At 37.2% G+C, this 18825-nt stretch carries 18 protein-coding genes; 8 read left to right on the top strand and 10 right to left on the bottom strand.

Annotated features, from left to right (window positions below; translation table 11 throughout):
• The 8 genes from NYG85_RS10870 to NYG85_RS10835 form a co-directional block, all read left to right on the top strand.
• Positions 1-487, top strand: a 487-nt coding sequence (locus NYG85_RS10870) for a DNA cytosine methyltransferase (RefSeq protein ID WP_284938608.1), incomplete at its 5' end; no start/stop codon positions are given.
• Positions 477-725, top strand: coding sequence for a hypothetical protein (locus tag NYG85_RS10865; protein WP_284938606.1), 249 nt, complete (start codon positions 477-479; stop codon positions 723-725). The genes NYG85_RS10870 and NYG85_RS10865, both read left to right, overlap by 11 nt.
• A complete protein-coding gene (locus NYG85_RS10860) occupies positions 725-2266 on the top strand; it encodes a phage terminase large subunit family protein (RefSeq protein ID WP_284938605.1) in 1542 nt (513 codons plus the stop codon). The genes NYG85_RS10865 and NYG85_RS10860 overlap by 1 nt, the downstream gene beginning before the upstream one ends.
• Before the next feature lie 407 nt (positions 2267-2673).
• Positions 2674-2895 (top strand): hypothetical protein, encoded by a 222-nt coding sequence (locus NYG85_RS10855; protein ID WP_284938604.1) that lies wholly within the window; start codon positions 2674-2676, stop codon positions 2893-2895.
• A gap of 116 nt (positions 2896-3011) precedes the next feature.
• Positions 3012-3362, top strand: a complete 351-nt coding sequence (locus NYG85_RS10850; protein ID WP_284938603.1) for a hypothetical protein — start codon at positions 3012-3014, stop codon at positions 3360-3362.
• A 38-nt stretch (positions 3363-3400) separates the two neighbouring features.
• Positions 3401-3679, top strand: coding sequence for a type II toxin-antitoxin system RelB/DinJ family antitoxin (locus NYG85_RS10845; RefSeq protein WP_284938602.1), 279 nt, complete (start codon positions 3401-3403; stop codon positions 3677-3679).
• Positions 3672-3767, top strand: a complete 96-nt coding sequence (locus tag NYG85_RS10840; RefSeq protein WP_284938601.1) for a type II toxin-antitoxin system YoeB family toxin — start codon at positions 3672-3674, stop codon at positions 3765-3767. The genes NYG85_RS10845 and NYG85_RS10840 overlap by 8 nt, the downstream gene beginning before the upstream one ends.
• Before the next feature lie 124 nt (positions 3768-3891).
• Positions 3892-3984: a type II toxin-antitoxin system YoeB family toxin gene (locus NYG85_RS10835; protein ID WP_284938599.1), complete on the top strand. Its 93-nt coding sequence runs from the start codon at positions 3892-3894 to the stop codon at positions 3982-3984.
• 141 nt (positions 3985-4125) lie between these two features.
• Here the strand turns inward: NYG85_RS10835 and NYG85_RS10830 are convergent, their stop codons facing one another.
• The 10 genes from NYG85_RS10830 to NYG85_RS10780 all read right to left on the bottom strand — a co-directional run.
• On the bottom strand, positions 4126-6312 hold the full coding sequence (locus NYG85_RS10830; protein WP_284938598.1) for a hypothetical protein: 2187 nt from the start codon (positions 6310-6312) through the stop codon (positions 4126-4128).
• A complete protein-coding gene (locus tag NYG85_RS12085; RefSeq protein WP_349252813.1) occupies positions 6312-14240 on the bottom strand; it encodes a putative barnase/colicin E5 family endoribonuclease in 7929 nt (2642 codons plus the stop codon). Before NYG85_RS12085 ends, NYG85_RS10830 begins: the two co-directional genes overlap by 1 nt.
• A gap of 14 nt (positions 14241-14254) precedes the next feature.
• Complete coding sequence (locus NYG85_RS10815) at positions 14255-14938, bottom strand: hypothetical protein (protein ID WP_284938596.1); 684 nt, start codon at positions 14936-14938, stop codon at positions 14255-14257.
• Positions 14904-15164, bottom strand: coding sequence for a hypothetical protein (locus tag NYG85_RS10810; RefSeq protein ID WP_284938595.1), 261 nt, complete (start codon positions 15162-15164; stop codon positions 14904-14906). Before NYG85_RS10810 ends, NYG85_RS10815 begins: the two co-directional genes overlap by 35 nt.
• A gap of 110 nt (positions 15165-15274) precedes the next feature.
• Entirely contained in the window at positions 15275-16468 is a 1194-nt protein-coding gene (locus tag NYG85_RS10805) for a hypothetical protein (RefSeq protein WP_284938593.1), read from the bottom strand.
• Positions 16469-16470: 2 nt separating this feature from the next.
• Entirely contained in the window at positions 16471-17094 is a 624-nt protein-coding gene (locus NYG85_RS10800) for a hypothetical protein (protein WP_284938592.1), read from the bottom strand.
• Positions 17095-17096: 2 nt separating this feature from the next.
• The gene (locus NYG85_RS10795; protein ID WP_284938591.1) at positions 17097-17546 is read right to left on the bottom strand and encodes a DUF5675 family protein; all 450 of its coding nucleotides are present in this window, start codon (positions 17544-17546) and stop codon (positions 17097-17099) included.
• Between the two features lie 404 nt (positions 17547-17950).
• Entirely contained in the window at positions 17951-18280 is a 330-nt protein-coding gene (locus NYG85_RS10790) for a hypothetical protein (protein ID WP_284938590.1), read from the bottom strand.
• Positions 18270-18491 (bottom strand): hypothetical protein, encoded by a 222-nt coding sequence (locus NYG85_RS10785; RefSeq protein WP_284938589.1) that lies wholly within the window; start codon positions 18489-18491, stop codon positions 18270-18272. Before NYG85_RS10785 ends, NYG85_RS10790 begins: the two co-directional genes overlap by 11 nt.
• The coding region (locus tag NYG85_RS10780; protein WP_284938588.1) for a hypothetical protein at positions 18488-18825 on the bottom strand (338 nt) is incomplete at its 5' end. The genes NYG85_RS10780 and NYG85_RS10785, both read right to left, overlap by 4 nt.

The raw sequence follows: 18825 nt of genomic DNA, 5'->3' as shown, positions 1-18825 counted from the left end.
AAGCACACTATTTTCTGAAATTTTAAGATTAGCAAAGGCGACAAATGCAAGATTTATTCTATTTGAAAACAGCTCTGAACTCATCACAAACAAAGCCTATTTTAAAGCTTTTGCGAAAGAGCTTAGGGAGTGTGGATTTAGCTACCGAGCTTTTTTATTACGAGCTAGTGCCTACGGATATATGCACGAGCGAAAAAGGGCGTATGTTATTGCCTACTCCGATAAAGTCGGACGCTTTTGCGATGAAACGCTTTTCTATGAGCTGTCAAATGCTAGCACACAAGAGCCATCAAAAGAGATTATATCCATATGTGATAGATACCTTTGGCGAGAAGCGAGCGGATATAAAAACGATTTGCGAGATATACGAAAAGATGATGGGTTTTGCCAAAACGTGGAGCGAATAGGTATGATTGGTAATAGCGTGGTGCCTGAAATAGTGGCTAAATTTGCAAGATTTATTAAAAGGATAGAAAATGAACTATGAAGCAGTATTTTTTATAATGATTGAAAATATGAAAAAAATGGGATTTGAAGGCTTTATTGCTTGGCTCTGCTTTATTTTTGTTACGTGGATGTTTTTAATGGCTTTTGGGATAGAGCTATTAAAAGCACTAAACATAAAAAAATCAATGTTAGATTTATACGATAGCATTATTTTAATTACGTTGCTTATCATTTGGATTTATGGGATTTATTGTTATGGTAAATTTAGGATAGTGTAATGCCAGTAACGCCTGAAATGTATCTAAAATTTGCAAAGGATATTGAACCATCAATTTTTGAAAATAAAACACCAAAAATCCACCTGGATTTAATAAATTTTATAAATAGCGAGGGTAGATATAAAGCAGCAGCCGTTTTTCGTGGTGCTGGTAAAACGACACTGCTTAATAAAATTTACGTTATATCTAGGCTATTTTTTGAAAAAGAGCCATTTATTTTAATCGCTTCAAGCGTTGAAGAAAAGGCACTTAGCTTTTTAACCGCTATAAAAGACGGCATAGATAACGCCATAAACAAAGGATACGCCTTATCTCACGGCAAAATTTGGAATAAAGACAAAATAGAAATCATCATAAACGAAGGCAAAAAAGAGTTAGAAAAGAGCTGTTATATAAGCGTTATATCAGCAGGACAAGACCCACGTGGTGCGATAATCAAAAACACACGTCCAACGCTAATAATTTGTGATGATTTAGAAAGCCACAGCGGACAATTTGGCGTATCATCAAGAGCTAATCGCCAAAAGTTAAGGCGGTGGTTTTATGCTGACCTTTTACCAGCTTTGCACCCAACTCGTGGCAAATTTATAATAATTGGCACGATACTTCACGATGATAGCATTTTAAACAATATAATCCACCCAAAGCCAGATGATGAAAACGGCATTGAGTGGCAAACTATAAAATTCCCTATCATAAAAGACGGCAAAAGTGCGTGGAAGTCAAGGTTTGAGATAAAAAAGATAAATCAAATAAAGCAGACGCTAATTTCACAAGGACTTGATAATGAGTTTTATCAAGAGTATATGTGTGCTGCAATTGACCCATCAAAAGTGCTTTTTAAATATGAGTTTTTCAGATACTTTGACGGCATAGAGTATGATATATCAAAGCCACCAACTACGCTTTTAGTAACTGATAGCGTAAATTCATCACAAATTAAAACTAGACTAGCAAAGAGTATAAATTTAGTAGGAGAAGTGGTGGATTTAAGGCGGTGCAGAGTGATTAGCACCATTGACTTAGCAAGTGCGACTGGTGCTGATGAAACAGCGATAGTAACTTCTGCAATAGATGAAAAAAATAGAATTTTTATACTAGATATCATAAGCGGTCATTGGACGCCATTTGAAAAGAGTGTTGAGATTATCAAAGTATTTTTAAGCTTTAACCCTGAACGCATAGGCATTGAAAAGGCTGGTATGCAAAATGACTTCTTTTACACGATAGACGTTATACAAAAGGCTACTGGCGTTGTTTTACCAGTAGAAGCCTTAACGCATCGTGGTAAGGCAAAAAATACTCGCATATCAAATTTAGAGCCATATTATAGAACAGGACAAATTTATCATAACAACGCACAAAATAGCACAGCAGAGCTTGAAGCACAGCTTAGCACGTTTGACCCTGAAGTAGAGAGCAAGAGAGATGATATAATGGACGCCTTTGCGTATATTTTAGAGTATGTCGCTGGTAGAAATTTTGATTATGTAGATAGCGATGAGTTTTTTGACGAGTGTGAGGCTGATGAGTGGGTGTAGAGTTTGTTGCGTATAGAGCAAGGTGCGTGCTTTTATGCTCACACTCAACATAAAAAGCCATTATGTAGGCTTTATCTTAAAATTTGCACGTATCTGCACTTCTTACGCAAGCCAACTCTTAAAATCTAACACACAACTTTTAGTGCTACTTTGCTAAGCTAGTGTAAAAACGAATGCTAATAGGCTAGAAGTGCTAAGGCGGCGGTAAATGCAACGGCGTAAGAACGAATGCCTTTATAAAGCAGGGCGGCGGTGCGTATTATTTTATGTATTATTTTGCGTGTTATTTTACGCAGTTAGAAAAAGAAAAACACGTTTTTTGCTGGGCTAAAACTTCAAAAATGGCTAAATTTTAAAAGTAGCGTGGTATAGAAAAAAAATTTTTAAATGGGTGCAAAGCCCGGTATTTGGCTAGTTTTATCGCTACTTGCTGTGTGAATTACCACTCACGCACAAGCACGACCACTCACGCACGACGCACCGCAAAGGCTATCTTTGCTCGTGCGATATCGTGCCACGTCAAAGCAAATCGCCATACTATTACGACCACTCACGCACTAAAAAGCTTAAAAAATACACACACCAAAAACCGCCTAAACCTTAAACAAAATAGCTACTTTTGCCACTAAAAAATGCCACACAAAGCTTAAACCAACACGCATTCTTTAATAAAGCTTACAAAACGCACATTTTCACACGTTAAAATATTCTAATTTAACTATTTTTCACATTTTCGCACCGACTTTTGCAAATTTCAAACCTTAAACAAAATTTCACGCCACACCACCACGCACAAGCACCGCAAATGACTATCTTATCTCACTACGCCAAAGCCACACCACCGCCAAACAGCCAAATCTCATTCAAAATCGCAAAATGGGCTGTGCTGACTTTTAAAAATCCACTACACTCCCCACTCTCCGACCATTTTATCACTAATCGCACTCTTTTTAAAATTGTGTTAGCACTTAGCCAAACAGAAAGCCCCCAGCACTCACGCACACCAAAGCCACCGCTCATAAAAATGTATTGGTGCTTAAAAAATGCCAAACACACAGCACAGCGTTGCATAAATACAAAAAACAATATGATATAATACTCAATCAATACAAAACACAGACAAAAGGATATAAAATGGCTACAAGCTTAATACAAGTTAGGATTAACGAGCAGGATAAAAAACAAGCCGATGAACTACTCGCACAGCTAGGGCTTGATATGGGGACGGCGATTAGAATTTTCATAAAGCAGGTTTTAAATAGGGGCGGTTTGCCATTTAAGATTACAAAAAATCACGCCAAAGAGTTTTATGATGATAATTTTTATAACAAAACAAATGTAAAAATGATAAAAGCGAGCATTGATGAGTTAGAAAATGGCGGCGGTGTATATAAAGAGCTGATAAATGAATAAGAAATTTTCGGACAAAGCGTGGGCGGACTATCTTTACTGGCAAGAAAATGACAAAAAGAAGTTAAAACGGATAAACGCACTCATCTAAGATATAGAAAGAAACGGCGTTTTAGATGGCTTAGGCGAGCCTGAGGCTTTAAAATACGAGCTTAGCGGATGAGCTGACAGCAGACAAAACGATATTACGATATCGTTTTTGTCGGTAAGCGAAAATGTGTCACATAGACATAGAGCATAGACTTGTTTATGCTATTGTAGATGGCGAAATTTTTATCGCCTCTTGCAAAAGCCATTATGAAAAATGACCCTTGCTAGACCTTTACTTGCTTTGCGATCGTTGCTTAAAAACGCTCCTAGAACTTAACTTTTACTTAAAACGACCAAAATTTTACAAAAACATACCAACGCACACTTTTTTATAGCTAAATCGCAAAGCGTAAAGTATGTTATAAAAGCTCTATTTTTAGCTTCTTATCGCCAAAGCCACCGCTACCACCAAAGCCGCCAATCTCCCTTTTGCCGAGCAAACTCACGTCAAGAGTTACACCGCTCTTTTTAGCTTCACTTTTTATTGTGTTAAATTTTCTCTCTAACTCACGCCTTTTTTGCGTGTTATTCTCATTTTTATACGCCTTTTTTACCTTATTTGCCTCGTTTTTATACTCTTTTTTTAGATTAAACTCTCTTACGCCAACGCCACGAGCTAAAATCTCTCCCACACTTAAATCATCTTTGTTATAATCCTTTGGTGCATCAAATGTGTTAGGTGCTATCTTATTGCCTATTGCTGCACCCAAATTTTGCCCATATCTACCAAAAGTCATCGGCGGAAAGTATGCTTTCATCATCTCAAAAGTCCTGCTTTGCACTCTCTCCCACAAAGCATCATCATCGCTCTCATTATTGTATCCCATTGCACTCTTGCCACCAGCCACATTTAAAGCACCTCTTACAAATCCACCGCTAAATTCAAACTTATCAAATCCATCAAATCTAAAACCAGGCACAGCACGTCCAGCATTAAGATACCAGCCATCCATTGGCAGTTTTACCCAGCTTTTTATCCCAAAAAGGTTTGCAAAAGCTCCACTCTCTGCCCATTTTGGCTTTGCTAAATTCTCTTTTTCGTTATCTCCTAGCCAAGAACTCGCTCCAGCTCCCATCATAGCAGCTTGAAAAAGTATAAATCGCTCAGGATTTTTTAGTATCGTTTTAAGCACCATAGGCGTTGATTTTACAGAGTAGTGCAAAAATGGCATTACTCCACTCTTATCAAGCAATTTTAACGTGCCATTTAAATGCGTAGAGTAATCAACATAGCTCCACTGGGCGTCTTTCATCGCCTCTTGTAGCTCATTTTTGCTAAATTTAGCAAAGTCATTGTATTTTATGCCCTTTTGCTTGGCTAATTTCTCTAAATTTTTCTTAAAACGTGCTAGTTTAAAAATCTTATCTTCCCACGCATAGGCATTTCTTGCAAAATCCCCAGCCTTTGAACCCTCAGCAAAGTAAAGCTCCTTAAAAATTCTCTCTATCACGCCTACATCTTTATCGCTTTTTAGTGCCCTTAGCCCCTCAAGGTCGTTAAGCTGTGAGCCAAGCCCTAGTTCGTCAGCCTTATTTACAAGCGTTTTAAACTCATCAGTGCCTATCATACGAGTTACCTTTGTTAGCTCGCCAAAATCTCCGTGCAAGTAGCTTAAAGTTAGGTTTGAAGCCACGTTGTAAAAGTGAGTAAAAGGATTTTTAACCGTTACATTTACCTTTATATGGTCTATTATCTTAAAATAAGCATTGCTAAAAATATTTAGCTCTTTGCTTACTAACCCAGCGTCAATTACGGCGTCTGCTATCTCTTTTGGCACGTATTTACCGCCCAATGCGCCGTATTTTTTTACCCCACCACCGATAGTTTCATCGCTTATCCTAACAGCTCCATCAAACATCTCATCTTTGCCAAATTTATCAGCAAACATCTTTAAAGCATTTGCCTTTGCTAGTTGCACTCTTTGTTCGGCTAAGGTATTTGATACCGCAAACGAGCTATCTTCAAGCATACCACGTGCTATACGCTCATCATAGCTCATATTTTTTCGCTTATGAAGCTTATCAATGGCTAGTTTTGCACTTGCTCTTTTTTGCTGCACGGCGTCTGTATAGTATCTTTTTATGTAGTCTTTTATGGCGTAATTCTTATCTAACGCACCGGCTTTTATGAGCTCTTTTGCGTTGTTATCAATGATAGCTCTAAATTTCTCATAAAGTGGTCTTACGTGAGCTGGTAGTTTTGTCGGCTCCAAATCGCCATCAAGTGCGTTAAAAAGCTCCTTGCTGTCTTTCTCGCTTAGCGTTTCAAGGTATTTTTTTACCTTTGCTGATTGTGCGTAAATGGCTGACTTTGTATTAGTGAAATTTTGAGTTATCTCGCCAATGTCCTTTGCATACTCTTGTATCCTAAACAAATACTCATTTGCCCATTCAGGGGCGTTATGCTTTATTTTTAAGGCTGTTTTATCTAAACGCTCTTCGCCTTTATCAAACAGCAAATCAACCTTTTCGCCCCATTTTTCTTTAAGACTTTTTTGTATTACTTCATCGCTCTTTTGTATCGTTTTTTTGATAGGACACTCCATTAGCACACCTCCAATCCGCTTCTTATATTGCCGTATTCATCAAAATTCTCACGCTCAAAATTATATACCTTATCATTTTGAGTGCTAAGCTCTTTATTTAATATCTCTTTATTCTTTCTTACATTTTCTAAGCTCTCTTTTGCCATAGCAATCGCTTTTTGTTTTTGAATTTTCATCTTTGCTAAATTATCCGCCAACTTTTGCATACCATCATCGTATTGAGATTGTAAATTTGCTCTTACTTCTTTGTCTTTTGCTTTCATTATCCGTTCAGCTAAGCTTTGAAGTGTTGTGTTTGGCTGGTTAGTTTCTAGGCGGTAAGTTATGCTATCTAAACTAGCACTAAGCTCACTAATCTTTGCATTTATCGCTTTTTCTTGCAAATTTACCGCTCTTATATCATCAAGTATTTGCGTTTGCTTTTTGTTAAGCTTATCGTATTCTAGCTGCTTTTCTAGCATTTGCCTTTTTATAGGGTCTTTTTCAGTCATTATGGCTATTTCTTCAATGCTAGGCATTGCTGCACTCTCATCGCTTTGCACCTCCATAAAGTCTTGCTTATCTTTTGACCACAACGCCTCGTTCCAGCCACGCTTATTATTTACCACCTCATACATTTTTTGATCAAACGTGCCGTGTTGAAAAAAATAGTGTATGCCGACCTCTTTATTTATATTGCCACTACGTATTCCACGCCCATTTCGTTGGATGACTTCTGCCATAGTCCAGGGCATATTTAGATGATATATGTCAGTAGTAAATTTTTGTATATTTAGTCCTTCTCCTGCCGATTTTGTCGTGCCAATCACAACTTTTATCTTTCCAGCGTTATAACTATCTACAATCTCTTGCTTTGTTTTCATCATCTTATCACCAGTCGCACTAAACTCTTTACCAGTTTTTGGATTAGTTATTTCACTTCCAGATATGATAGCTATCTCATTTTCTTTAAATTTACCACTTTTTATGAGCTTTTGTTTTATCTCTTGGTGTAAATTTTGGCTTAGATTTTTGCCAACTTGTCCGTGCCCAGCGTTATCTAAAAATATTATTTGTCCTGCGTCGGCTTTTTGACTACGCTTTGTGCTTACCATATCAACAACAGCAGCGATTTTATTGTTTGAAGCGGTAACATCTACTAAGTCATTTATTTGCAGTGAGCTGTAAAGGCGTGGATCAGCACTAGCATTAACAGCTTGTGCGTAAATTCCCATAACGTCTTTTCGTTTATCGCTATCGTTTAACGCCTCTTGCATTTTTTTACTCACATCATCAAATACAATTGTCGTCTCATCGCTAGGGTCTAAGTAGTGAAATTTCACATTCTCTTTTGGTATTTTTATACCACGCTTAGCAAACTCTTTCATACTTATGTGGTCTATGTATCTAGTCATTATGCCATCTAGCTCAAAAACGTTTTGCAATCCAGTAAGTCCATTTTTTCGGCTTCCGTCGTTTAAAAATATCGTCCCAGTTTGTAAATACCTATCTTTAAAATCTATTGGCTCGTCTATGCCGTATTCTTTTAAGATATTTTTATCAAGCATTGTAAAAGCAGTGTAAAGCTCCATTGGTTTATTTGGCGTAAGTGTTGCATCAAGCAAAAAGATATTTGAGTTATTATTGCGCTCTGCTATAAACTGCGTTTTAAATAAAGCGTCATAAGCTCTTGCTGAGTTTAGATTTTTTATTTGTCCATTTTTATCTTTGCTAATATTAAAAGCACTACCTAAACCATCTCTTGCAATCCTACCATTAAAGCCTACATTTTTAAACGCTCTTGCTTCATCAATGAAAATAGCGTCAATACCAAGCCTATCTATTGTGAGCTTCTTATCAGCTTCATTTTGCATATAAATGCTTGATAGCTGCTCTATCCTTTCTTTGTCTAGTTCTCTTTGCCTACCAGTATTATCTTTATTAAGTAGCCTTTCATAAAGTAGCTCTTGCATTCTATTACTTGCTTCGTTTTGCGGTAAGGATAGCTTTTCAAAAGCTTCGTGTGAGATTAGCACATAATCAGCTTGTTCGTTGCCAAGTTGCGATAGCATTTTTAACCTTTTATCCTCAGGCAAGTTATAAAGATTAAAAATTTTAGCCTTTGGATATATCTTTTTTATCTCTGCTTCCCAGTTTTTTATAACCTTACTAGGCACGACAAAAAGTGGTTTTTTAGCTGCTCCTTTTAGCTTTAATGCACGTGCTAAGAGTATCGCACTAGCCGTTTTTCCACCGCCTACATCGTGGCTGTTTATGCCTTTGCCCTCAAACATAGCCTTTGCTGCCCACGAGGTTTGATTATCTCTAAATTTAAAACTCTCACTTGCTTCATTTATGGCATCTTGCACTAAAAATTTTGCCTGTTTATAATCAGGCGTAACGTAAGAATTAAAAATCTTATTATAAATCGTCTCAATTTTTGATTTTATATCCAAATTCTCAATGGCTTTTTCTTTTATTCTTGTTAATGTGTTTTTTAAAAACTCCTGTGCTTGTTTCATTCTTGCTTTAAACACCGTATCGCTCTCATTAGCTCCTTGCTTTATTAATGCTCTTGAATTTAAATAGTTATTAAAAACTTCTGAATAACCAACCGCAACTAATTCAGTATGCACGACGCCATTTTTATCGGTTTTTTGGACTTTATTAAGCTCATAAAGATTAATCCCATTATCTCTAAGCCACGCTTCCGAGCCATTAAAATTTATATTTTCTATCTCTTTTTTTGGCGGCATTACCTCATTTAGCCTTGCTTCTTGTGCTTCAAGTTTAGCCATAATGTCTTTATCCATTGCATAGGTTGTTTTTAAGCGTTCAAGCTCGTCAAGCTTTTTTGAGATATTGCCAGCGTAATAAAGCACGTCATTTTGAGCCTTGTTAATACCAGTTATGCTATATCCGTTATTTATGGCTTTTAAAAAGTCATCTTTATCTAAAATTTCACTACCTTTTGCGAAGTCTATCTCGCCTTTATTATCCATACTTACGTGAAGTTTTAGTTTTATATCAGAGTTTCTATCAACGTCAATGCGTCCCATATTTTCATATCTGGTTTGTTCTTTTACGATACTTGATGAGCTAAATTTATCATCAAAAAAGCTTCCTAAATCAGCTAAAATATCCTTTTGTCCGTTAAACGCACGTGAAAGCTCCTTGTCGCTGTAAGGATGTTTTTTAAACTGCTTTTTATAGCTTTGTATTAATTTATCTATATCGCTATCATCGCCACCATTTTCGCTTAAATTTTTTATTTTGTTAAGCAAATTTATCTTTTTACCAAGCGTGGTATCGCTTACATCTTTATAGATTGCACCAACACCAGCTACGTCTGAAAAATCAGTGATTTGCTCTCTTAGCATTATTGCGTCATCTTCTATGAATATATTTTTTAGTGCTTTTTCATTCTCACTTGTTCTAAAATAAAGTCCATTATCATCGGCATATTTTAAAAATTCTTTCTTTATTGTTGGCAACTCCTTTGGTGTTTGCGGCTCATTATCCACTAAATTCTTGCCTATTTTTAGCTCTATCTTGCTTAAATCACTCTCGCCAATAACGTTGTATGATTTTGTGCCGTAAGCTTTATTTACGCCTACTTGCATATCGCCTAAGATATTTTGTGGGTAAAGCTTATAGTAGTCATTTAAGTAAATATCATCATCAGTTTTTGTTGAGTTTATAAAAGCTTCATTGTCTTTTAGCTGTGCTTCATCTACACTAACGCCGTCCTTTCGCTTTTGTAAAAAGATTATATCTGTGCCTACGTCAGTATGTGTATTTGCTCTAAACGTCCCTTCGCTTAGGCGATACATTCCTACGATATTAGCTCTATCCATAAGCTCTTTGCGTATCTTTTTATCCGCCTTATCAGCCACGCCCCTGCTTGTTATAAATGCTACTATGCCATCATCTTTAACGCTATCAACGCCTTTTATAAAGTAATAATCGTGTAGTGCCTTTATGTCGCTTCTATCCTTTAACGCACCAGCACCACGAGTTTCTAAAAACGGCACATTTGAGATAACTAAGTCATAGCCATTTTTCTTAAACTCTTCAAAGCCAACGTTATAAAATTCTCCTTTTGGATAAAGTCTTTGGCTTACTTTTACTGCCACGTCATCAATATCTACGCCGTCCCATTTTAGCTCGGGTTTTAAACCTATAAAATTTCCAGCTCCCACAGCTGGTTCTAGTGCTGTTTTTGGCTCAATCCCAGCCTTAGTAATGGCATTAAACATAGCGTCAATAACTGGATAAGGCGTGTAGTGTTGTGTTAAAGCTCCTTTTGAATTATTACCAAGCCCGCCCTCACCAGTATAAAGGCGTAAAATTTCCCTATCATCAGCAGTGATATCTTTTACGTCCTTTTTAATTAACTCTTTTACCTGCTCATTTATCTCTTTTCTTTGCTGTTTAGTTAGCATTACAGGTGCCTTATCTTTAAGCGAGTAATTTTGGCTTAAATCATCAGTGTTATGCTTTGTTTCATTTACTAAATTTCTAACCGCTTTTATTGTTTTACTCTCATTTTGAGAGTTTTTTGGTATAATGTTATCAATGCTTAGCTCAGTAGTCTTTGAGCTATCCTTGATAGGGGATTTGTCAAAGTCTGTCCTATTGACAAAGGCTCTATCTTTCTCAAAAGCCGTTAAAACCCAGTTTGTCTTTTTGCCATCAAATTCTTTTCTAATGCCTATTTTGTATTGCTCGTTTTCTAGTTGATAGCGTCCTTGTGTCTCTTTTTTTATCGGTAAAGTTGCTACTAATTCATCTAAATTTTCAAGCACCTCAGGGTGGTATTTTGCAATTTTTGCTAGCCCCCAGCCATCACTTTTACCACTTCCAACTTCGCCCCATACTAAATCAATATCACCCAAGCCGTCTTTATGAAACGCCCCAGCTACTTGTCCTTGCTTTTCTGCTAAAAGCTTTTTAACTGCATTTACGCCGTCCCTGTAAAACTCGGCGTAATTTGTGCCAAATTCTTTAATAGGGATGATATCTGCAAGATTTTCTATGTTTTTACGTAACTTATCTCTTGTTTTTATGGCGTGTTCTTTTGTTATCTCATATTTTTTTATTAGGTGGGCTAGGCTTTCTTTTTCGCTTAGCATTATAAAGCCATTCTTTCCGCCGTCTTTTGAAAGCGTGAAATAAAGCTCTCTTGCCTTGTATTCTGCTTCTTTTGTGTCCTTTGCTTTGTTTTGTGGTATAATTTCATCAGTGCGGTTATCTGCTAAATTGTCCGAAGTGGATTTAAAACGTGGTTCGGTGAAAGTGTCTGCGTTTCCGCCTTTCTTTTCAAATGCTGTTAGCATTTCATTTTTTAAGTTTTCATCGTAAGTTAAGTTGTCATTTGAGTTTTTTGGTATAATGTCGTTAGTTTTTAAGGGGGCGATAAAATTAGCGTCTGGCTCATAACCACGAAGTAGCGTTTGAGCCTCTTTAAAAGCTTTACTATCCTTTAAATCCCCCTTTTGAAAATACATTGTTTTAAAAGCATCATAATCCGTTTTTGGCTTACTCTCACTTATGATATTAAAATTTTGTGGTATAATTTCATTAGTAGCAGATGAATACGTTTCGCCAACGGAATTTGCGTCCTGCTTTAAAGGCATTTTTTCGGCGGTCTTTAAAGGTGCTGGGAGCGTGGATGTCCCAGCTGTCTGCCTTTTTGGTAGCCCCAGCTCACTTTGTGATTTGCTACCTTGCGAGATGAAAGTTGGGATAATGCTCGTATCCGCTTCTTGGTTTTTATCGCTTACTTTTTTAAGCCTTTTTAAATCCCTATCGCTTACCTTTGTTGCGTGTTTTACTTCGCCGTTTTCTTTATTTATGGCTAATTTGCCGATTTTATCGTTTTCTAAACGCTTTACGAGCAACGCATAATCTAGTCTGTTATTGTTAAAATAATGCGTTGGGTTATCTTTTATCTCACGGATTAGCTTAAAAACTTCGCTAGGTTTGTTAAAAATTTCACGGTGTTTTTGTGCTAAATACTCTAAATCCGCCATTATCTCATCGGTCGTAAGCTTTGATAAGTCCCTGACGTTTGGGGCTAAGTCAAGTTTGGCGTTATAATCGCTCTTTGCTTTGCCCTCATCTACGATATTAAAATTTTGCTCGTCTAGCTGTGTAGCTCCTCTTGCTCGGCTAATCTCATTACTTGATTTAATTTGTTCTGATACCAGCGTGTCCCAGTTATCCCCCACATTTGATCCGCCATTGCTTCTAGTGGCAGGGTGTCCTCCCAAAGTCCCAGCGTCGTCGGATATCCAGCCGTCCTTGCTAGTGCGTAAAGTATCTTGTTGCATAGGTCGTAAGGATCTTTGTGTAGCATCTGCATTGCTGTTTCTCTCACTGAGGCTATATCGCTCTGTAATGCCGCCTCGCCCTCGTGCATCCACGCCATTATCTGGTTCATATGCTCCCTTGTTACCTTGTTCGCTAAGAGATCCGATAGCTCTTGTAGGCTCGGTTTGTCCCCCACTATCACTCGTTCTACCATTTTGGCTCCTTTGTATTGAATTTTCATTATTATAGCTTGTTTTAATCCGTGTTGCTATACTTTGCAAAAATGCGTCATCTAGCTTCTCATCAATGTAATTTTTTGCGATATTTATGTCTTTTGCTTCGTATGCTCTTGTTAAAATTTCAGTCATCTCATCGCCAAATCCAGCCTGTTTTAGGTTGTTTGATAAAGCGTTTGGTGTTAGGATTGGATTTTCTATCGCACTTTGTAGGTGGTATAAAATGCTCTTACCAGTGAGCCTTGGCTCAACATCCACTCCGTCATTTATCACTCTTGTAAATTCTATCTCGTCGGCTGTTGGTTTAAATTTTGAGTTTATCACGTCTTTTATAGTTGCTGGGCTTGAAATTTCTTTTAGTTTATTAAGCTCTTTTTGGATATTTGCATATCTAGTTACCGAGTTTTCTTCTGCAACTTGTCTATACTGCTTTAACATATCTGCGTATGCGTTTATCTGACCTTTGTCATCTTTGTTGTATTTAAAATAATCACTAATTACCTTTGCGTTATCAAGTGTTTTTATCTCTTTTGGTGTTAAATCTGCTAAATCATCGCCGCCTAACGTGCCTAAATAATCATCAATCGGCGTTGCGTTGCTTTGCGTTGATTGAGTTTGCGTTGGCTCTGCAACAGCACTTGCTTCATCCGTCTCTGTCTGCCTTGCCGCCTTTCTCTCTCTTATGCGGTTTAATGCCCTACTAGCACCATTTATGGCTAACTCCATAGCACCGCCTAGCACCACGCCACCAACAGCACCAATGGCGGCGTCCTTTGCATAGTTTTTATCCTTATCTATACCAGTGCCATATATTGTGTTGCTTGCTGCACCAGTTGCGGCGTAATAAAGTCCTTTTCTTGCTAAATTTGCACTACTTGCAAGTGGTATAAAGTTTATCGGGTCGGCTAGCAAACTACCAGCCATCTCGCCAACACCACCTTTTATATTCCACTCATCAGGGTGTGCCTTTGCCCACGCCTTTTCGCTTCTTTCTATCTTTTCTATGTAAGGTTTTAGCTTCTCGTTTATCTTGTTTTTATAGATATACTCGCCTTTTTCGTCGCGCTGCCCCTCATAGAATGGATTTATAAAATCACTAGCTTGTTCTAAAAAATTTGCAGTACTTGCTAATCCTTTTACTACGCCGTTACCATAGCCAAGCAGCCCACGTTTATCATCTATAAATTGTGCGTCTTTTGCTTCTTGTTCGCTTAGCTCTCCCCTAAATACCTTATTTGCTAAATCGCCACTAATTGGCATAGCATTTACCTCTTTAAGCCTTTGTGCTTTTTGTGCGAAGTAACTATCTCTTGCTAAGCTTTTTATCTGCTCTGGTGCAAAGCCCATATTTTCAAGTTGTGCGATTTTTTCATCGCCTAAGAATTCGCGTGCTGTCATTGTTTTATCCTTGATTAAAAACTATCATCATACATAGCTTTATTCTTGCTATTTCTTATGCCCTCTACATAAGAGCGTTTTGCAACAAAACCATTCTTCTCAGTTGATTTTATATTGCCTTTGGCGTCTGCTGCATACTCATTATAAAAGTCTTTATCCACTGACACCCAATCATCATTAGATATTGCATTTTTTTGGCTTTGATATAACTTTTCTATCTGATTACCAACAGCTATTATCTCATCATCGCTTAAACCTTTTGTTTGCTCTGGATATAGCTTTCTCATAGCAGTTATTGAATTTAGCCTATCTTGTGTTTTTTGTGCTTTTTCGTCTTGAAGTAGTGATAGCTTTAATGCTCTATCAGCTGCTAACTCTTTTTTATAGTCCGCTGTATTTTTTGCATTTATCATATCTATATCAAGTTTTTTCCTTGCAATATCATTTGAAATTTCTTGCTGCTTTATCTTAAAGGCCCTATCTTCTTTATCAGCTTCTTTTTGATAAGCAAACCGCTCTTTTTCAAAATCGTTTTGCTGTTTTTTTATATCTATCGCCTCTTGTTCTCTGTTAATTTGTCCTAGCTTTAAAAAGCTATCGCCAAGATTTGAAAGCACAGCACCAAATCCACCATTTGTTTTTTGTTCTGGCAAGTAATGTATGTTAAACCAGCCCATTGCTTCTATCCTCTTTTGCATAGCTTGAATTTAGCCAAGCCGTATTTAGCGAGTTATCCGCTCTATTTCGCCTAGCTCTTTCATCGTTTAATAGCGATATGTTAAGGTTTTGCACTTTTCTATTTAGCTTATCTTGCTTGTAAGCAGAATACGCACTACCAATACCGCCTAAAAGTCCGCCAATGCCACTAAGTCCGCCAAGCGACGATGAGCCACCACCTAAAAGTCCGCCTAAAAAATTCCACACACTATCTCCTTTAAATTTAAATTTTAAAAATATTATGTGATTAATTTTTCTAAATTTTATATATTTTTTTAGGCTATAATTTTAGTTGGATTTGTTGTTACGAAATAGGTTTATAGTAAGCTCCCATCATTACTCATTAATGTTCCTTGTTCTAATCCTAAATCATACTCCACGTCCCTTTCATAAAACCTGCGTCCGATATTTTCTAAGTCGCTTGAATTCATATATAGTATTTGTTTTTCATCGTTGTTTTTTGGCATATCCTCATCGTTAAATTGATTTGGCTCTCTAAACGCACCATTTAGCCCCCTAACGGCACTAAATGCACTCATCCCAAAATCAGCTATATCCATAGCGCGTGTAAGATACATTTGTGAGTTACCGCTCATAGCACTAGCACCATAAGTGCTACTTGTCGCACTTAGTCCTTGCGATTGTGCTATTTTGCTACTAGGCAAGGTTGAGGCGTTTGCTTTTGCCGCGCTTGCCGTGCTAAGCTGACTTAAACCGCTTCCCATAAGGTTAAGCGCTGACCCAACAGCACCGATTTTTATGCCTAGCTTTGTTAGTGTTTTTGAGCCTACAATAGCACCAAAAGTGCTTATAATACCACCAACACCAGCCACCACACCACCAATAGCCGCAAGCCCGCTAAAACTTGCTAATTTGCCAACATTTGCTAGGGCGCCGATTTTGCCGGGTAGCATATACATAGCCGCCCCCATAAGTCCTATTTTAAAGATATTTTTTGGCTTAAATACATTTTTTAAAGCACTGCTCCACTTAACGCTACCTGTTGAGCGTGTAGGCTCTCCGATATTTGTAAGCCAGTGCGCTTGTTTTATAAAATTTCTTGTTCCCATTACTGGCAAACCACTATCTACATAAAAAAGCGCCACTACTTCAAAATGCTGTTTTTTCTTTTTTTTACCAAGTTCGTTTCTCCACGCTGTTGAAGTCCGCCACACGCCAAAACCCTTTTTTGTGATTTTAATTGTAGTTGGTGTGCTCCCTCTGCTAGGAAAAAGATAAGGCTGGGTTAAAATTTTGCCCCACTTTCTTTCTATTTCGGCGTTAGTTATGTATCTGTTATAGGTTTTTGAGCGAAGCCACCCATCGCTATTGCCTAAAATGCCTACTTCACCAAGTCCTTTAACTTTAAACGTCCTAGCAAATTTTTTATATAAATTATTCTCTTTTAGTCCTTTTATTATCCCACGTGAGCGCGCAGTGCCTTCGCTTTTTTTATACATATACCACTGCCCTACATAATCCCCAGTCGGTAAAAAGATACTATTTGCCATAACTAAATTTGATTTATTAAGTCAATTGCCTTTGTTTGCATATTAGCTGGCACCGCCACGCCACCACTTGCATAGCCAAATACTAGGTCTTTCATATCACTTGACTTTTGCATTCTTAGCTTATCATCATAGCTTTTTATTTCTCGTTCTATCGCTCTTTTTCTTGCTTCTTCGCTAAGTGCTTGTGCTTGTATTAGCTTAGCTCTTTGTGTGTTAAACTCCGCTTCTTTTTCGGCTAAAATTAGCCTTTTTGCTGCTAATTCTAACTCTTTAACTTTAAGCGGTATTTCGGCTTCAAGCCTTCTTTGTTCTGCTTGTTTAAGCGGTATTTCGGCTTTTTTTATGGCTAGTTCAGCGTCAGCAAGTTTTAATTCGCTCTCTAATTTTTCATTTTCTATTAAAAACCTTAGTGCTATTTCTTGGCTTGTTGCGGTTATTGTTTGAAGTATCGTTGAAAGCATAGAAGTAGTAACGTCAAAACGCTTATCATCACTTATCCCATATTTTTCAAAATACTCGTCCGTTTTTTTGATTATCTTGTCAAATGGCGTGTTTTCAGCCATACTTTCAGCTAAAATTTTACGATAAACTAATGTATAGTTTGATAGTTTTTGTGTGATATCCATTTTTACACCTCTTTATTTGTTATTTTTACTTTAAAATCCTGATTTTTTGTAAGCTTTAAAAACTGCATTAATGTCGCCTTTGAGTTAAATACTCCTTCGTCTGTATAAATGCTACCTAGCAAGATACAGCCCTCAGTATGCTTTGGATAGTTCCCAGCGTGGATTAAGATAAACCGCTCACGGCTCACGCTCTCATTAAATAAAAGCGGCAATGTCATTTTAAAACGTGGGCTTTTATGCCACGCTACGTTATAAAGTCCTTGTGGTATCCGCTTGTCTTGATTTGGCTCTGTGGTGTCATCACCTGCTGGCTCTAATGTGTAGCCTTTTAAAAGGACGGCGTTATCATCGCCCAGCAACTCAAAGCGACCGATAGTGCCGTCTTTGACATTTTTAAATCTTGTTATGTTTAAAATCATTGTTTTATTTTTGCGGATTTTGTATAATTGCATTAAGGGTTAGCCAAAGGGCTGCAACCCTATGGCTAAATTACACCCCTAGAAAAGAGGTGATTAAAATGTTTAGTCATCAGTTAATAGTGGCTATTATACTACTTTGTATAATTGTTGTCAAGGCTTATTAGTCTTGCGGCTGTCGCTTATGCGGCGGCTCACTATTAACACCCCTTTGGCTTTAAAAATCCGCTTTTCTCCTTTCTTAAAAATATTTAAATTCTAGATATCTTTTTAATGCGTAAAGCTCAAATAGCCAAAACCTTCCCCTTTTCTATAAATTTTAAAGTGCGATAGCTCATATTTTCAAAAATTGATATATTTTAAGGGTGTGGGGCGTGAAATTAGCCGTTTTGGCTATTTAAGCCCCACGCACTTAAAAGATACCGGGCTTTTAAATATTTTTAAACGCTATCGCCTAAACGACGCCCATATTTGATTGCATTGTTTTCTTTGCAATGCTCTAATAGCTCTTTAACGTTGCCTTTTAACTCTGTTATCTCTCTTTTTACATCAGTGATTAAATGCTCTTTAAAAAATGAGAGTTGCAGATTTAAAATTTCGCTTTGAGTTTCTAGCGTCTTATCTATCTTTTCAAGTGTTCTTTTAATATCCCTTGTTATAAAATAGTTATAAGCCACCAGCCCTAAAAGCACCAAAAATAAAACGCCTACAATGCCTAACTTTTCAGCACTTTGAGCGGTTGTTACAAATCCTTGAATTTCATTTGTCATTTACGCACCTCTTTAAAATTAGCTCTATTTGTTTATGATAAATCATTAATGCCTTTGCCGTCTCTAAATCGTTAATGTCATAGCTTGGCTTTGCTGGGATTTTAGCGTCGCATTTTACGGGCTTAATCACTTCTACAAACTCGGTTTTACCAACGCCTTGCTTAGCACAACCCATTAAAAAAATCGGTAAAAATAGGGCTAAAAATCTCATTTTGAAAGCTCCAAAAATAGCTTTTTGTAAAAGTCGTTTTCACTCTCACAAGTGATTTTTTTAGGCGTTTTTAGGCTGTTATATTTGCTTTTTACGCTCTTTAAATCACGGCTTAAATTTTCGTTATCAACACTTAGGGCTTTAAAGGCTTCGTTTTGTTTTGCGATATTTGCCTTGCACGTGATTAAATCGGCGTTTGTGATATCGTTTTGCACTCTTAACACGGCTAAATCGCTGTTTAATTTGCTAATCTGATTATCTAGCCCCTTGATTTTTAGCGTGTCTAAAAAGATAACACTACATAAAAAGGCGGTTAATAGGATAAAAGCGGTGC

The organism is Campylobacter gastrosuis (assembly GCF_030249845.1).
Lineage (GTDB): Bacteria > Campylobacterota > Campylobacteria > Campylobacterales > Campylobacteraceae > Campylobacter_A > Campylobacter_A gastrosuis.
The sequence above is the reverse complement of the archived record's forward strand: the minus strand, read 5'-3'. Positions and strand labels throughout refer to the sequence as shown.

Bases quoted from the DNA above. Each gene is read 5' to 3' on its own strand.
- NYG85_RS10865 (WP_284938606.1), top strand. From the start codon at position 477: ATGAACTATGAAGCAGTATTTTTTATAATGATTGAAAATATGAAAAAA.
- NYG85_RS10860 (WP_284938605.1), top strand. From the start codon at position 725: ATGCCAGTAACGCCTGAAATGTATCTAAAATTTGCAAAGGATATTGAA.
- NYG85_RS10845 (WP_284938602.1), top strand. From the start codon at position 3,401: ATGGCTACAAGCTTAATACAAGTTAGGATTAACGAGCAGGATAAAAAA.
- NYG85_RS10840 (WP_284938601.1), top strand. From the start codon at position 3,672: ATGAATAAGAAATTTTCGGACAAAGCGTGGGCGGACTATCTTTACTGG.
- NYG85_RS10835 (WP_284938599.1), top strand. From the start codon at position 3,892: ATGTGTCACATAGACATAGAGCATAGACTTGTTTATGCTATTGTAGAT.
- NYG85_RS10830 (WP_284938598.1), bottom strand. From the start codon at position 6,312: ATGGAGTGTCCTATCAAAAAAACGATACAAAAGAGCGATGAAGTAATA.
- NYG85_RS12085 (WP_349252813.1), bottom strand. From the start codon at position 14,240: ATGACAGCACGCGAATTCTTAGGCGATGAAAAAATCGCACAACTTGAA.
- NYG85_RS10815 (WP_284938596.1), bottom strand. From the start codon at position 14,938: ATGCAAAAGAGGATAGAAGCAATGGGCTGGTTTAACATACATTACTTG.
- NYG85_RS10805 (WP_284938593.1), bottom strand. From the start codon at position 16,468: ATGGCAAATAGTATCTTTTTACCGACTGGGGATTATGTAGGGCAGTGG.
- NYG85_RS10800 (WP_284938592.1), bottom strand. From the start codon at position 17,094: ATGGATATCACACAAAAACTATCAAACTATACATTAGTTTATCGTAAA.
- NYG85_RS10795 (WP_284938591.1), bottom strand. From the start codon at position 17,546: ATGCAATTATACAAAATCCGCAAAAATAAAACAATGATTTTAAACATA.
- NYG85_RS10790 (WP_284938590.1), bottom strand. From the start codon at position 18,280: ATGACAAATGAAATTCAAGGATTTGTAACAACCGCTCAAAGTGCTGAA.
- NYG85_RS10785 (WP_284938589.1), bottom strand. From the start codon at position 18,491: ATGAGATTTTTAGCCCTATTTTTACCGATTTTTTTAATGGGTTGTGCT.